A 15,657-nucleotide genomic window follows, 5' to 3' on the forward strand; every position below is an offset into this window, starting at 1 on the left:
TTCTTTACTCTTTCCTGGCATGAGTGCTGCAGAACTATGTTCTAGAACACAAATATATAAGTTTTTTTTAAGTGTTGAAAAAAATAATTTCTTTATTTAGAAGAAAGTACTGTTAAATATATATGTCTCATATCAAAAAAAACAGAATTATTTAAAAAAAAATGTAAGTTTGTATTTGTATGAATAGAGGTAAGATAATACAAACTATACTTTTTTTGTTAATCTCACTGAGTTGTTTTGCATCCGAGTCTCTTCCTCTGGATACATTACTTATAAGAGTGATGAATGCTGCAGAAAAATATAATGACTTGGTGGAAAGCTATTCCGCCGAAGTCTATACCCGTTCATATGTTGAAACAAAAGAAAAAAATTTCCTATATAAATATACTCATCTGATCCCACAATTTGTTATTCATGATCCTCACAACGACAATGCTTTAATAGAAACAATAAGTAACTACAGATTCGACTATCCAAATAACTATGTACAGGATATTAAACACGTTTCAGGAACTATATCAAGTAAAAAAGATATTGAGTCAATTCCATTTAAACTTATAAATATTAACATATACGGTGAAACAACAAATGATGAGAGTTTTTTCATGCCATTACGATTTAGTACAGCTAAATATTACAACTATCAATTATCTAAAACCTTCACAGAGAACAACAAAACATACTATTATATACACTATACCCCTATTTATGAAAACACTAAACTATTAGAAGGTTATTTTATAGTTGAGAGAGGTACATGGAGAGTGATTTTTTTCAGAGGTGAGGGAGTGGATATTTTTTCTGACTTCTCCTTTGAAATGACTATGGGTAACGAGTGGATAACCAATTATCTGCCAGTTAACCTGATAATATATCAAACTACATCTTATTTGGGGAACAAACTTGCATCAAGACACCTTGCAAATATAAATTATAATGAGATAGAGCTTAGAAGTATTACTGAGCCTGAAAGATCTTTGAATATCAGTGATTTTTATAAGATAAGGCTCGACTCAGTTCCTGTAAGAAGTGACACTGCTTTTTGGAATACCCACAGACCAATTCCTTTACAAGCACAAGAAAAAGAGGTTTTACTTAATTACCTGCAGAGTTTAAAAGAGAAAGAATCTGACAAAGCAAATGGTAATAATTTAGAAGATCCCAAAATTGCGCAACAACTGGCTCAAAGAATGGTTATGAACTCCAGTTACAAATATAAATCGGTGAGGTTGGGATATTCGGGACTTTTTAATCCATTAATGTTGGGATATTCTACAAGGGATGGTCTAACCTATCGTCAGAAATTATCATTCAATATTGACTTAAGTCACAACCGTACTGTAAAAATTGATGCATTTGCCGGGTATATGTTTCGGAGAAAGGAGTTTTTTACTGATTTAACAACAACTTGGAACTACAACCCCTTTCGCTTAGGTAGCGCATCAATTTCATTAGGTAATGGTAATCCTACATACAGTTCACTATTTGTAGATCAGATACAGGATAGTCTTAAAAATAAGGGGCTTTCTTTTGAAGATATATCCCTTTTTTACTACAAAGATTACTACATTAAACTATTTAATACTATGGAGTTGACAAATGGTCTTCTTCTTCAAACAGGTATTGATTATCATATCAGAAAAAGCAAAAACACTCCTACTCTGCTCCGATCCACAAATAGCGCGATTGAACCAATAGAAGATATGTTTGGTACAAAAAGATCATTTGCACCATTTGTAAGAGTAAGTTGGACACCAAGACAGTATTACAGATATGAAGGTAGACAAAAAATATATGTAAGATCCTCATTTCCAACATTTAAAGTAGAGTTATCCAGGAGTTTCAAGGACATTTTAGGAAGCACCTCAATTTTTAATCGTGTGGAGTTTGATATTAGTCAGAATATCCCAATTGGTTTAATGCATTCATTTCAGTACCATTTGGGCGCAGGTCGTTTTATAAACCAAAAAACTGAGTACTTTGCAGACTTTGTTTACTTCGCAAAAAACAATTTCCCTGAAAACTGGAATGATGGTTTAGGAGGGGTTTTCAACCTGTTAAGCAGAGATTTATACAATGCCTCTGACTCATACATTCAGGCGCACTTCATGTACGAAACCCCATTCTTGATATTGAAGAATATCCCTTTTGTATCTGATTTTGCAGATAAGGAAAGAATCTATATTAGTCAGTTGTATACTCCTCAAATTATTTCATATACAGAGTTAGGCTATGGAATTGGTAATAGATATTTTAATGCAGGTATATTCGGCTCTTTTCACAAAACCGATTTTCGTCATATAGGTGTACGAGCAGCGTTTGAATTTTGAACCTTAAATTAATATCTTTGTAAAAAATATATTCTGATGATCTGTTTCCCAAACGCAAAAATAAATTTAGGACTACAAATCGTATCTCGCAGACAAGATGGTTATCATAATCTGGAGACAATTTTTTATCCAATCGAACTAAAAGAAGGATTGGAAATTACTTCAGCTTCCAAATCAGATGAATTAAATACTCAAAATAAGTTTCGTCTATTTACTTACGGGGATAAAATTACTGGCTTAGCAGAAAACAACCTGGTAGTCAAAGCTTTGAATCTAGTCACACAAGAGAAAGAAATACCGGCAATTGATATTCATCTTCTTAAAAGAATACCATCAGGTGCCGGACTAGGTGGAGGTTCATCAGATGCAGCTTTTATGTTAAAGCTATTGAACGAATCTTTCGAACTTGGTTACTCAATTGACGATTTGATGATAAAAGCTTCTAAAATAGGAGCCGATTGCCCATTTTTTCTTCATAATAAACCTCTATTGGCTACAGGAGTTGGTGATCAATTCGAAGCTGTTGATGTTAACCTAAAGGGCTATTATCTAATGTTAGTAAAGCCTGATTTATCAGTTAATACTAAAGAGGCATACTCAATGATAGTCCCCAAACAACCTGAGCATTCTTTAAAGGATATAATTCAGAGACCTTTTGCTGAATGGAACGAGTTAATGATAAATGATTTCGAAACACCTATATTTAAAAAATATCCCGAAATTTGTAATATTAAGAATCAATTACTTGAAATGGGAGCTCTATATGCATCTATGAGTGGATCTGGTTCATCTTTGTATGGTATCTTCAAAAATAAACCTGATTCAAAAGGTATGTTTAAGAACTATTTTGTATGGTGTGACAAACTAAATTAATGAGAAAAGTAAATTAAATATGAAGAATAAGCAATTGTTATTTTTATTAGCAGCGTTTTTATTAACTATTAATCTGCATTCGCAAAACTTATTTAAGCCGGAGAAGTTGTTTAACTTTGGACCTATTCCTTTGCACAAACCAGTAATCCTTGATAGTCTGAATTTGAATAACACACCATTTTCTGACGAAATGCTGTTATCATATTCAGTTACTTTTCCTGATCATACTCGATTTACTACTATTCTTACACCTGATAGTTCAGGATTTTTTCATTTAAACAAACCAGAAGAGGGAAATGCTTTTCAGCTTTTTTCTATTTTTGTAAATGGGGACAGATATGGTAGAGGCAAGCTTACTGTAACATCACCTAATCCTTTGGAGTTGTGGGTAGATGATGTAAAAAGAGCAACAAAAACACAATTAAATGATAGTTTACACCACTCAGGATCTGTTGACACTTATCTGAACGGATTTGCGAACAACCACCGAGTAATAATTAAAATGTTGGTTTCAGCTGACAATAAAATAAATCCCGCAGTAAAAATTGAACTCAAGCCTGAAGAAGCAGACTCACTTTTAAACTACTCTTTTAGTAACACAAATAAAAGAAGAATAAATATTAAAGATATTTTAGAGGGTAAAAGAGTCAGCAATACATCAATTTCACCAAGTGGAAGATTTGTACTTATAGGTCTGAGAGAAACTCTGCCGGGTGGAAAAAGCGTTGATTTTATTGAGGTATATGATACAAAACAAAAACAGACTATAATTTCAGAAATTGCAAACAGACAGAGTTTACGATGGATGCCTGAATCTGATATTTTATACTATGTTGATGATATAAATGATAAAAGGAATGTATATACACTGAATCCAATTACAAAAGAAACTAATATTCTGGCAGAGGGGCTACCAAAAGAGAGTATTTATATTGCCCCTGATGAGAAATCCCTTTTCTTCTCCACAAAAGAGACTATCTCTGCTTCAAGCCCTGCTGGTTTAAAACGACTCATTGGTATAAATGACAGACAGTCAAGTTACAGAGACCGAAGATTCCTATACAGACACTTCCCGGATAATGGACTGACTCAGCAAATCACTTTTGGCAAGCAGTCTGCATCCCTTAATGATATATCTCTGGATTCGAGATATCTACTATTCTCAACCACAGAGGAAGATCTTTCTGAACGTCCATTCCAAAAGACTTCACTTTACATGCTGGATATGGTTACAATGGTTGTTGACACAATCTGGCAAAATGAAACTTACGCTTACTCGGCACAATTCTCTCCTGATGGCAAATATATCCTTATTCAGGGTGCTCCTGAAGCATTTGGAGGCATTGGTCTTAACATAAATCCCGATCAAATTGCCAACAGCTATGATACACAGTCATTTATAATGGATCTGAAAACTAAAGAAGTTGATCCAGTAACTAAAAACTTCGATCCAACTATAACAGCACAAACTTGGAGCCCACAGGATAATTTCATTTATTATAGAGTTGAGGAGGGTGACAGAGTAAACATGTATCGATACTCTTATCGTAATAAAAAGTTCGAAAAACTCCCACTTAAAGAAGATGTAATCCAATCTTTCAATCTAGCAAAAAATGGAGCCTGGGCTACATACACAGGTGTGAGCGTTTCAAACTCAAGCAGGAGTTATCTGTTAAATCTAAAAAATATGGAGTCAACACTGTTATCAGATCCATATGCGGAAAAACTAAGCAGTCTTAATTTGGGAGAGGTAAAGGATTGGAACTTCGAGTCCTCATTCGGTGATGAGATAGAAGGTCGATATTATTTACCCCCAAACTTTGATCCTACAAAAAAATATCCATTGATCGTATACTACTATGCCGGAACAAGTCCCACCTCACGCATATTCGAAAGCACCTATCCACTACATGTTTATGCAGCTCAGGATTATGTAGTTTATACTTTACAGCCTAGTGGAACAACAGGTTACGGTCAGGAATTCTCTGCACGTCACGTAAATGCGTGGGGAGACCAGACTGCAGAAGAGATAATCGAGGGAGTAAAAAAGTTTGTTGCATCACACTCATTTGTGGATAGCACTAAAATTGGCAATATAGGAGCTTCTTATGGTGGGTTTATGACTCAGTACCTTATTACAAAAACCGATCTGTTTACGGCATCCGTTTCACATGCAGGTATAAGCAATATCACAAGTTATTGGGGTGAAGGATACTGGGGGTACTCATACAGTGCCGGGGCAAGTGCCGGCAGCTTCCCATGGAATAATCCTGAGCTCTATGTTAAACAGAGCCCTCTATTTTATGCAGATAAAATTAATACTCCATTATTATTACTACATGGGACAGCAGATACAAACGTTCCAATTGGCGAAAGTATACAGATGTATAACGCATTGAAACTACTTAATAAACCGGTAGAATTTATTCAGGTAATTGGAGAAAACCATGCTATATACGATTATGATAAACGGATCGCATGGAACAATGCTATATATGCATGGTTTGCAAAATGGCTAAAAGAAGATTCAAGATGGTGGGATTCAATGTATCCTGTGGAATAGTAATATTTAGAAACTGAGATTTATGGAAGATTTATGTCAGAAAGTAATGAAGATAGCACGTGATGTAGGTAACTATCTTAAAACAGAGCAGCAACTATTCAACAAAAGGGATATTGAACTGAAGGGCAGTCGAAACTACGTAACATATATAGATAAAGAAGCTGAAAACAGGCTGATCGGTCGACTTCAGGAGATACTTCCTGAAAGTGGCTTTCTAGCTGAAGAAGAGACTGTTGAATTCATGGACAAAGAGTATACATGGATTATTGATCCACTTGATGGTACTACTAACTATGTTCATGGAGACACTCCCTACTCAGTAAGTATTGCACTGAAGCATGAAAATAATATTGTACTTGGGGTCGTTTATGATCCTTTAGCAGATCAAATGTTTAGTGCAACATCAAAAGACAATGCTTTTTTAAATGGAAACAAACTGCATATTAGTAGCCACGCTACATTGAAGAATGCATACATCGGCTTCGGAATCCCTTATAAGTTAGATGAACGAGGTGAACAGATACTTAGAAACGCTGCTGATCATTTCCGTAATACAAGCTTTAGAATAAAAGGTTCAGCTGCTTTAGAGATTTGTTATGTTGCAGCAGGAAAAAGCGACACCTACTTCCATTCCGGACTTTCACCATGGGATGTAGCAGCAGGTGCTTTTATCCTGGAGTGTGCTGGTGGCAAGTGCACCGATTTCTCAGGTGGTAACAACTACCTCTTTGGCAGAGAAATGGTAGCTACAAATGGATTCATACACGAAGAGATTATGAAATATATTATCAACAGATAACATATGGACAATCAAACAATTCTAATAGCATTTCTTTTAACGGTATTTGCAGGTCTGTCAACTGGAATCGGCAGTCTTATAGCGTTTATGGCTAAACGTACAAATACTAATTTTCTTAGTTTTGCTTTGGGACTCTCAGCAGGTGTAATGATTTATGTTTCCTTTATGGAGATGTTGCCTCAATCATTACAATATCTGACAGAAAGCTTTGGAGATAAAACCGGTATGCTTTATCTGATACTTGGTTTCTTCGGAGGAATTATATTGATTGCACTTATCGACTTCCTGATACCAGAATCCAGCAATCCTCACGAGATGCATGGTGTAGAGGAGATGAAGAAAAGAAATGGGTTAAAGCAAACAGGTATTATTACAGCTATTACTATTGCAATTCACAATTTTCCAGAAGGAATAGCAACTTTCATGTCAGCACTAACATCACTTGAAATAGCAATACCAATTACAGCTGCAATAGCAATACACAATATTCCCGAAGGAATTGCCGTAGCAGTACCCATTTACCACTCAACAGGCAGTAAAAAGAAGGCTTTTTGGTTATCATTTGCTTCTGGCCTGGCAGAGCCTTTGGGAGCTGTAATAGCATTTTTATTCCTGATTCCATTCTGGAGTACAACATTGAATGCATTTGTACTATCAGCAGTTTCAGGAATTATGGTCTATATTTCACTTGATGAACTCCTGCCGAGTGCGGAAAAATATGGTAAGCATCATCATTCAATTATTGGTTTGGTTATAGGTATGGCTGCAATGGCAATTAGTCTCTATTTGTTCATTTGAATGAATTAAGATATCTTTGTTTTAGATTTTTTAAAATATTTACTCAACACATAATGTGATGAAAACAGACTTAAAACAGATAGGCGAAAGAATCAAAGGTTTGCGTGAAGCATTGGATTATTCTCCTGAAGAGATGGCTGCAAAGCTTGAGGTAGATCTAAATGATTATTTACAATTCGAAGAGGGAGAAAAAGATATATCGGTTTCTTTCCTGCAACGTATAGAAAGGGAGTTTAGTGTAGATATATCTACTTTGATGTTTGGTACAGAACCTCGTATGAACTCATATTTTATCACAAGAAAAGATAAAGGAATGACAGTTGAAAGGGTATCTGCCTATAAATACCAATCGCTCACTTCTGGGTTCACAAATAACATTGCAGAAATTTTCGAAGTTACAGTAGAACCTAAGTCTGCTGATACTGACTTTTATAAAAACATACATGCCGGACAAGAGTTTAATATGGTGCTTGAAGGTAGTATGATGATAAATATCAACGGGAAAAACCTGATTCTGGGAAAAGGAGACAGCATATATTTTGATTCTTCTCTACCACATGGAATGAAAGCACTCAATGACAAACCAGTAAAGTTTCTCGCGGTGATATTATATCCATAACTACATATTATTCATAAGGTTATCATGATAGAAAAATTTTTAAAAAAAACTGAGTTTACATCTCATAAAGATTTTATTGAGAACTACCATATTAATGTTCCTGATAATTTCAATTTTGCATATGATGTAGTAGATGAATGGGCAAAAAAAGATTACAATAAACGAGCCCTATGTTGGGTGGACGATAAAGGAGTTCACAAAGATCTCTCATTCGGTGAAATTAAGGACCTTTCAGACAAAACAGCATCATTTCTCCAGTCTCTTGGCATTAGCAAAGGTGACATGGTTATGCTAATACTTAAACGTAGTATCGAATTCTGGCAAACAATTGTTGCCCTACATAAGATAGGAGCAGTTGCAATCCCGGCAACACACCTGCTTACTGACAAAGATATCGTATATCGTAATAATGCAGCTGGAGTTAAAGCAATTATTGCAACAGAGGATGATAATCTTATTGAACATGTGAATCAGGCAATGAAAGATTCACCAACTGTAAAACAACGTGTAAAGATAGGAAAATCAAATTCAGAGGGATGGGTTGATTTCCACAAAGGTGTTGAAGAAGCCAAACCATTTAACAGGCCCGATCAAGTCAATAGTAATGAAGACATAATGATCCTTTATTTTACATCGGGTACTACAGGCCAGCCTAAAATGGTGGTACACGACTTTACATATCCATTGGGACACATCACAACTGCCAAATACTGGCACAATCTCAATGAGAAAAGTATTCACCTTACAGTCGCAGACACTGGCTGGGCTAAGGCTGTATGGGGTAAATTATATGGACAGTGGATTGTAGGTGCATGTGTTTTTGTTTACGATTTCGACGGGCGTTTCATCCCTGAGGATATGCTTAATATTATATCAACTTATAAGGTAACATCATTTTGTGCACCTCCCACTATTTATCGATTCCTTATAAGGGAAGATCTAAGCAAATATGATCTATCAGCACTGGAATATTGTACAACTGCAGGTGAGGCACTCAATCCATCTGTATTCAAGACATTTTACGATCAGACAGGAATTAAAATGATGGAGGCATTTGGTCAGACCGAAACTGCTCCAACTATAATAACATTCCCATGGATAGAACCAAAACCGGGATCCATGGGTGTACCAAACCCCCTCTATAAGATGGATCTGCTCACCCACGACGGTCGCTCTGCCGAAGATGGTGAACAGGGTGAAATAGTATTTTATACAGAGAATAATCGACCATTATCACTTTTCAAAGGTTATTACAAAGATGAGGAATTAACAAAGCAGGTTTATGCAGATGATGTATATCATACCGGAGATATGGCCTGGCGTGATGAAGATGGGTTCTATTGGTTCGTGGGACGTACTGATGATGTTATCAAGAGTTCCGGATACCGTATTGGACCATTTGAAGTAGAAAGTGCAGTTATGACTCACCCTGCTGTAGTGGAGTGTGCCATAACAGGTGTTCCTGATGAAATCAGAGGGCAGGTTATCAAAGCAACTATTGTACTATCTTCTGAGTATAAATCAATGGCTGGAGAAGATTTGGCCAAAGAGATTCAGGATCATGTAAAGAATGTTACAGCTCCATATAAATATCCGCGTGTTGTAGAGTTTGTTGATGAACTTCCTAAAACTATCAGCGGTAAAATCAGAAGAGTGGAGATAAGAAGCAAGGATAAATAAATAAATTAATTAATTCAAACAGAAAACAAATTTATGAAAAAAGCATATGTATTTCCAGGCCAGGGAGCTCAGTTCGTTGGAATGGGCAAAGATTTATATGAATCATCTCCACTTGCTAAAGAGATGTTCGACAATGCAAATGAAATATTAGGATTCAATATAACTGAATTGATGTTTTCAGGTACTGATGAGGACCTGAAACAGACTAAAGTCACACAGCCAGCTATATTTCTTCACTCAGTTATTCTGGCTAAAACCCTGGGTGATGAATTCAAACCTGATATGACTGCAGGTCATTCTCTTGGAGAATTTTCAGCTCTCGTAGCTGCAGGAGCCCTTTCATTTGAAGATGGATTAAAACTAGTTTATGCACGAGCACTTGCCATGCAGAAAGCTTGTGAAGCCAATCCCTCAACTATGGCTGCTATTCTGGCCCTTCCTGATGAAAAAGTTGAGGAGATATGTAAGTCTATTGATGATGTAGTAGTACCGGCAAACTATAATTGCCCGGGACAAATAGTTATCTCAGGTACTATGAATGGAATAGAGAGAGCATGTGAACTTATGAAAGAAGCAGGTGCAAAAAGAGCATTGCCTCTTAAAGTGGGTGGAGCGTTCCACTCACCATTAATGGAATCGGCACGAGTAGAACTTTCAGAAGCTATAGAATCAACTAGCTTCTCCAAACCAATATGTCTTGTTTATCAAAATGTAACAACAGTTGGAGAATCTGATCCGGAGGTAATCAAGAAAAATCTTATTGCACAGCTAACTTCTCCTGTAAAATGGACTCAATCTGTACAAAACATGATTGCTGATGGTGCAACTGATTTTGTAGAATTGGGGCCTGGTAGTGTACTTCAGGGTCTTATTTCAAAAATTGACAAAAGTGTAACAGTTTCAGGAAAACAGTAAATCTACTATTTTCCTGTTATGGTTATTAGTCTGGCATTTAAGCTTTGTTAGCAACGTTTATTTGTTAAAAAGAATATTAGAAAATACATTTGTTTAAACGATTGCAACTAAAAAATATTTATAATGAAAAAATCAGTATTCATTCTCGCAATTTTATCTTGCATAATTCTTTCAGCACAAGCTCAGGAAGATTTTTTTGATGCTCCTGATTTCAGACAGATAGAACGCAACACAAAGGAACCTACCTCATCACTCTATTATCCCAATCTGATGAAAAGGTATTTGGCCGGAGATCCTAAACTAACACTTAATGAAGGGAGGCATCTATATTTCGGTTATGTATTCCAGCAAGGATATGAACCAACAGATACCTCTTCGTACAACAATCTGCTTGCCAAAACTCTAGCCAAAGGAGTTTTCACACCTGCAGACTATAACGATATTATTCAATACTCCAGTGCACTTCTTCTTGAAGACCCATTTAATCTGAGAGCTTTGAATGCCAAGCTATTGGTACTTGCTCAGCAAAACGATACAGAAGAGTATAAAAAAGTGGCACAACAGCGTAAAATTGTTCAGGATGCTATTGTTAGTACAGGGGACGGTATGTCAGACGACACACCTTTTTATGTAATTAAGGTAGCGCATGAATATGATATTCTTCCTTTTCTTGGATACACTTACGGTGGAGAAGACAAAATAATCAGAGGTAAAAAAGTAAATTATCTCACCCTAGGTCAGAATCGTTTTGGGGTAGATCGTGTCTACTTTAATATTTCTCCTGTGATTGATTATATAAGTTCACACGGAGGAGGAAAAATGTAATTACATACTATATAAAAAATATAAAGCCCGCTTAATTAAACAATTAGCGGGTTTTTTTCAGAACCATTTCTTCCATTTAAAATACAATAGCATAGTGGCAGCAATTAGTATCATAACTCCCCAAATAATAAAGTAGCCATTTGGCATATGCAGTTCAGGCATGTTTTCAAAATTCATGCCATACACACCAACGATAAATGAAAGAGGTATGAACACAACTGAAAAAATTGTCAACAGCGCCATAATATCATTCAGTCTGGTACTCATAGAAGAGTGATACAGATTCAACCCATCATACAAAACCCCATGATAATAGTCAAGCAGTTCTACAGCCTGGTTTATATTATCATGTAGCTCCTTAAAGTGTTTATAATTTCTCTTAGCAATAACATCGCTTTCCATTCTTACAAGAATAGAAATCATTTCCTTTGCAGGTTTAATATAACGTCCAAGATCACTGAGCTGACGTTTGAAAAGGTTTAAAATTTTAAGGGTTTCCCTATTTGGATTTAGCACCATCTTATTATCCTCATCTTCAATCTTTTCACCGAGCACACCTAAAATAAAAATATAATTATCAATCACTACATCCAATAGGGAGAATGCAAGATAGTCAGTCCCAAGTTCCCTGAATCTATTAGCATGCTTTATAAGTCGTTCCTTAACTGGATTAAAAAGACAATTAGGTTCTTCCTGGAAGGTAATAATCCAATTATCTATCAAAATAATACTAAAATTGTCTATAGAAACTTGATTTAATGATTCATCAAACTGCATCATTTTTATTGATAAGAAAAGCCCATTGTCAAATTCTTCTATCTGTGGTCGAGTTCCTGGCTCCATAACATCTGACAAAATCTCTGATGGGATTTGTAATCTTTTTGCCAGATCACTCATTAGCATTTCATTATGCAAACCATCAATATTCATCCAGATATGTTTATCATGATATTTCTCTAGTTCATCAACCGAATGAACTTCTTTTTCCATTACTTCTTCAGCATCAATATTGAATAGAGTCATCTGTACTTCTTGAGATCGATGCTGACCTCTAAATTTCAATTCATATGGTGATAAACCAATATCTTCCTGGCGCTTCAATGGTATTCTGTTCATAATTATGTATTTACAAAACAACAACAAAAAATATTAATGCAATATACTATTTTTTTGTAACCAAAAGAAAATAGCCACAGTCATATTTTCGAATTAAATAAAAAAATTATGACTACTCAAAAAATTCTATTTTCATTAGTTTTATGTGGTTTAATATCACCACTTTTTGCACAGATTAAAGGTGTTGTTTCTGACTCAGAGAGTAATCCAATTGAATTTGCTAATGTAGCTGTCTACTCTCTTCCCGACTCTACCTTGATTGCCGGAACCACTACAGATGAAACCGGTTATTTTTTATTAGAAGAAACAAGCAGTTCTAATAAACTTTTAAGAGTCTCCTTCATTGGTTATGAAACACAAACTTTGCCTGCACAACCTGAACATGAGATAATACTTAAATCGGATGCTACAATGCTCAATGAGGTTGTTGTAAATGGTGATATTCCAAGAATCAGACTACGGGATGATGCAGTTGTTGCAACAGTAGAGAACACTGTTTTAAGTAAAGCCGGAACAGCAAATGATGTTCTTAAAAGACTTCCTGCAATTACCGGTGATGATGGGGATTTCTCAATATTTGGAAAGGGCAAGGCAAAGATTTATGTCAACAACAGGGAGTTGCGCGATCCTTCGGAACTTGATTTGATAGCCTCTTCAGATATAAGAGAAGTAGAAATAATTCACAATCCCGGTGCCGGCTATGATGCTTCTGTAAAAGCAATTATTCGCATTCATACAATTAAAAAAGTTGGCGATGGATTTAGTTTCGATGTAAGATCAACCAGTCTTATAAATAAGCATACAGATTTAAGAGAACAGCTTAATATGAACTATCGTTACAAAGGGTTGGATATTTTTGCTACAGCTAAATATGAAAGATATAATTATGTTCAAAACAGTGTTTTAACCCAGAAAGCATTTGTTGATACACTCTGGACTCAGACAAACAGCCTGGATGTGGAAGGTATTGCAGATCCTTTGACTATTATAGGGGGTATAAACTATGAGATCAATCCCAATCATTATGTAGGAGTTAAACATACAATGTCTCTGTCTCCGGGAAGAAACGAAGAATCAATAATCACTAAAAGTGATGTTTATGCAAATAATGAATTCTTCGACAGATGGGTTAGTGTAAATAATGTGAAAAGTGACAGTGAGCCAAGACATCGATTAAACGCATATTACAATGGTACAATTGGTAATCTGAAAATCGACTTCAACAGCGACTTCTATAGAAGTAGTCAGTTTAGTGAAATAAATATCACTGAAAGTAGTCAGGAATTTGATGACCGTATAGTCAAATCTTCTAATAGGATTGAGAATCGATTATTTGCTACAAGACTGGTTTTATCTTACCCCCTGTTTGGAGGAAATTTCTCAGCAGGAAATGAATATACCCGTACACACAGGAATGATGATTATATGACAGATATTGATGTCATACCTTCTTCCAACACTTCAATTCACGACCAAAACAATAGTTTCTTTGCAGAATATTCAAGAAATACTCCAATAGGGAAGCTTAGCGCTGGCATAAGGTATGAAGATGTTAATTTCGATTACTTTAACGGAGATATAAAAATAGATGATCAGAGCAGAAAATATAACAGTTGGTTTCCCAATTTCTCATATTCAAATGCTTTTGGAGATGTACAGATGCAACTCAGTTATAATGTAAAAACAGTTCGCCCTTCATATTGGCAACTTGGAAGCAACACATTATATGGTAATCGTTTTACATTACAGAGAGGAAATCCATTTCTTAGACCTTCAACTGTTCGGGATGCATCATTAATGACTTCTTGGAGATTCCTTCAGTTTATGCTAAGCTACAAACAGGAAAAAGATGCTATAATACAATGGGCTGAACAACATGCAGATAATCCGGCTGTAGCAATTTTGTCTAACAAAAATATTGATAAACTTCCCAGCATGACAGCATTCATAACTGCATCTCCTAAGTTTGGCATTTGGTCTCCAATTGCAAGTGTAGGGTTGATAAAACAATGGTTTTCAGTTACAAGCAACGACATAAACGTGAATTTGAATAAACCAATGATGATCGCCTCACTGAACAACTCATTCACACTTCCAAAAGGATTTTTAGTAACTCTTGATGCCAATTATCAGGGAATAGGATCAACTCAGAATGTGGAACTAACTAAAGATAAATATGTAGTTAATCTTGGAGTAACAAAATCATTCCTGAATGATAAGCTATCAGTTACTCTAAAAGGACACGACATATTCCATGGAGAGAAAACCGGAATCACTGCTTATAATAATAAACTTCACATTTCTCAGGATAACATATGGGACACGCGCGAGTTCGAAATAACAGTAAGATACAAGTTCAACACTAATGGCAGCAGATATAAAGGTACAGGAGCTGGACAGAACGAATTCAACAGGTTGTAAAAAAAATAAAGGAACTCTTCTTAATTTCAAAAGTTTAAAAATGGGAGCTTGAAAAAAGCCCCCGTTTTTTCTTTTAATTCATACTTTTAAGCATTCAATTCCGAAATTATTCGAATATTTGCGGAATTAATTTCTAATAATACAGAATATATTTGGCTTAACGGTGATAAACTTGACGTGCAAAAGCTTTTTGAAAATATATCATCAACTCGTCTGAAATATATTTTTAAATAATTATTCCTAACATATTAATTGATTACTCAGTATGAAAAAAGCAATTAAAATTACTGGAATCACATTATTGTCAATCATAACATTTTTATTAATCGGTTTGATTGCTTTAGCGTTAAACAGTCCGGGCGTGTTAGAACCATTAAGAGATATAGAAGAAAAAGAGATAATAGGCTCACTATCTGAGAAAAACTTTACTGAGATTGGTGGTATGCAGCAGGGATTTTTTATTCGTTCTGAAAATCCCGAGAATCCGGTTATCCTGTTCCTGCACGGTGGACCCGGTAGTCCCGAGTTGCCAATAATAATTCCTTTTGAAAAATCAGAGCGTCTGGAGAAGAACTTTACAATGTGTTATTGGGATCAACGTGGTGCAGGTATGAGTTTCAGCAAATCCATCGACCCTGCAACAATGACAGTTGATCAAATGGTTGAAGATACACGACAAATTACTGAATATCTGCAGCAACGTTTTAATCAGGATAAG

12 protein-coding genes are annotated in these 15,657 nt (G+C 35.5%); 11 read left to right on the top strand and 1 reads right to left on the bottom strand.

The window, feature by feature from the left end:
• Positions 1–179 precede the first annotated feature (179 nt).
• The 9 genes from PHO43_RS03135 to PHO43_RS03175 all read left to right on the top strand — a co-directional run bounded on the left by PHO43_RS03135 (position 180) and on the right by PHO43_RS03175 (position 11,402).
• Positions 180–2,330, top strand: coding sequence for a DUF5686 family protein (locus PHO43_RS03135; RefSeq protein WP_045089777.1), 2,151 nt, complete (start codon positions 180–182; stop codon positions 2,328–2,330).
• Between the two features lie 36 nt (positions 2,331–2,366).
• Positions 2,367–3,203, top strand: a complete 837-nt coding sequence (gene ispE / locus PHO43_RS03140) for a 4-(cytidine 5'-diphospho)-2-C-methyl-D-erythritol kinase (RefSeq protein WP_053826206.1) — start codon at positions 2,367–2,369, stop codon at positions 3,201–3,203.
• A gap of 19 nt (positions 3,204–3,222) precedes the next feature.
• Positions 3,223–5,766 (top strand): S9 family peptidase, encoded by a 2,544-nt coding sequence (locus tag PHO43_RS03145; protein WP_288009260.1) that lies wholly within the window; start codon positions 3,223–3,225, stop codon positions 5,764–5,766.
• A gap of 22 nt (positions 5,767–5,788) precedes the next feature.
• Entirely contained in the window at positions 5,789–6,565 is a 777-nt protein-coding gene (locus tag PHO43_RS03150; RefSeq protein ID WP_045089780.1) for an inositol monophosphatase family protein, read from the top strand.
• A 3-nt stretch (positions 6,566–6,568) separates the two neighbouring features.
• Positions 6,569–7,363: a zinc transporter ZupT gene (gene zupT, locus PHO43_RS03155; RefSeq protein ID WP_045089781.1), complete on the top strand. Its 795-nt coding sequence runs from the start codon at positions 6,569–6,571 to the stop codon at positions 7,361–7,363.
• Between the two features lie 58 nt (positions 7,364–7,421).
• Entirely contained in the window at positions 7,422–7,982 is a 561-nt protein-coding gene (locus PHO43_RS03160; protein WP_045089782.1) for a helix-turn-helix domain-containing protein, read from the top strand.
• A gap of 24 nt (positions 7,983–8,006) precedes the next feature.
• On the top strand, positions 8,007–9,662 hold the full coding sequence (locus PHO43_RS03165) for an AMP-binding protein (protein WP_288009263.1): 1,656 nt from the start codon (positions 8,007–8,009) through the stop codon (positions 9,660–9,662).
• Positions 9,663–9,695: 33 nt separating this feature from the next.
• Positions 9,696–10,577: an ACP S-malonyltransferase gene (gene fabD / locus PHO43_RS03170; protein WP_045089784.1), complete on the top strand. Its 882-nt coding sequence runs from the start codon at positions 9,696–9,698 to the stop codon at positions 10,575–10,577.
• A 123-nt stretch (positions 10,578–10,700) separates the two neighbouring features.
• Positions 10,701–11,402, top strand: a complete 702-nt coding sequence (locus tag PHO43_RS03175) for a DUF4919 domain-containing protein (protein WP_053826202.1) — start codon at positions 10,701–10,703, stop codon at positions 11,400–11,402.
• Positions 11,403–11,459: 57 nt separating this feature from the next.
• Here PHO43_RS03175 and corA read toward each other — a convergent pair whose 3' ends face one another.
• Positions 11,460–12,518 carry a magnesium/cobalt transporter CorA gene (corA, locus tag PHO43_RS03180; RefSeq protein WP_045089785.1) on the bottom strand — a complete coding sequence of 353 codons (1,059 nt, stop codon included), beginning with the start codon at positions 12,516–12,518 and terminating at the stop codon, positions 11,460–11,462.
• Positions 12,519–12,626: 108 nt separating this feature from the next.
• On the opposite strand from corA, the gene PHO43_RS03185 reads away from it, so the two are divergent.
• Positions 12,627–14,939, top strand: coding sequence for an outer membrane beta-barrel protein (locus PHO43_RS03185; RefSeq protein ID WP_288011250.1), 2,313 nt, complete (start codon positions 12,627–12,629; stop codon positions 14,937–14,939).
• 265 nt (positions 14,940–15,204) lie between these two features.
• Positions 15,205–15,657, top strand: a 453-nt coding sequence (locus PHO43_RS03190) for an alpha/beta fold hydrolase (RefSeq protein WP_502867170.1), incomplete at its 3' end; no start/stop codon positions are given.

It is taken from the genome of Lascolabacillus sp., from assembly GCF_028696275.1.
Taxonomy (GTDB): domain Bacteria; phylum Bacteroidota; class Bacteroidia; order Bacteroidales; family Dysgonomonadaceae; genus Proteiniphilum; species Proteiniphilum massiliensis.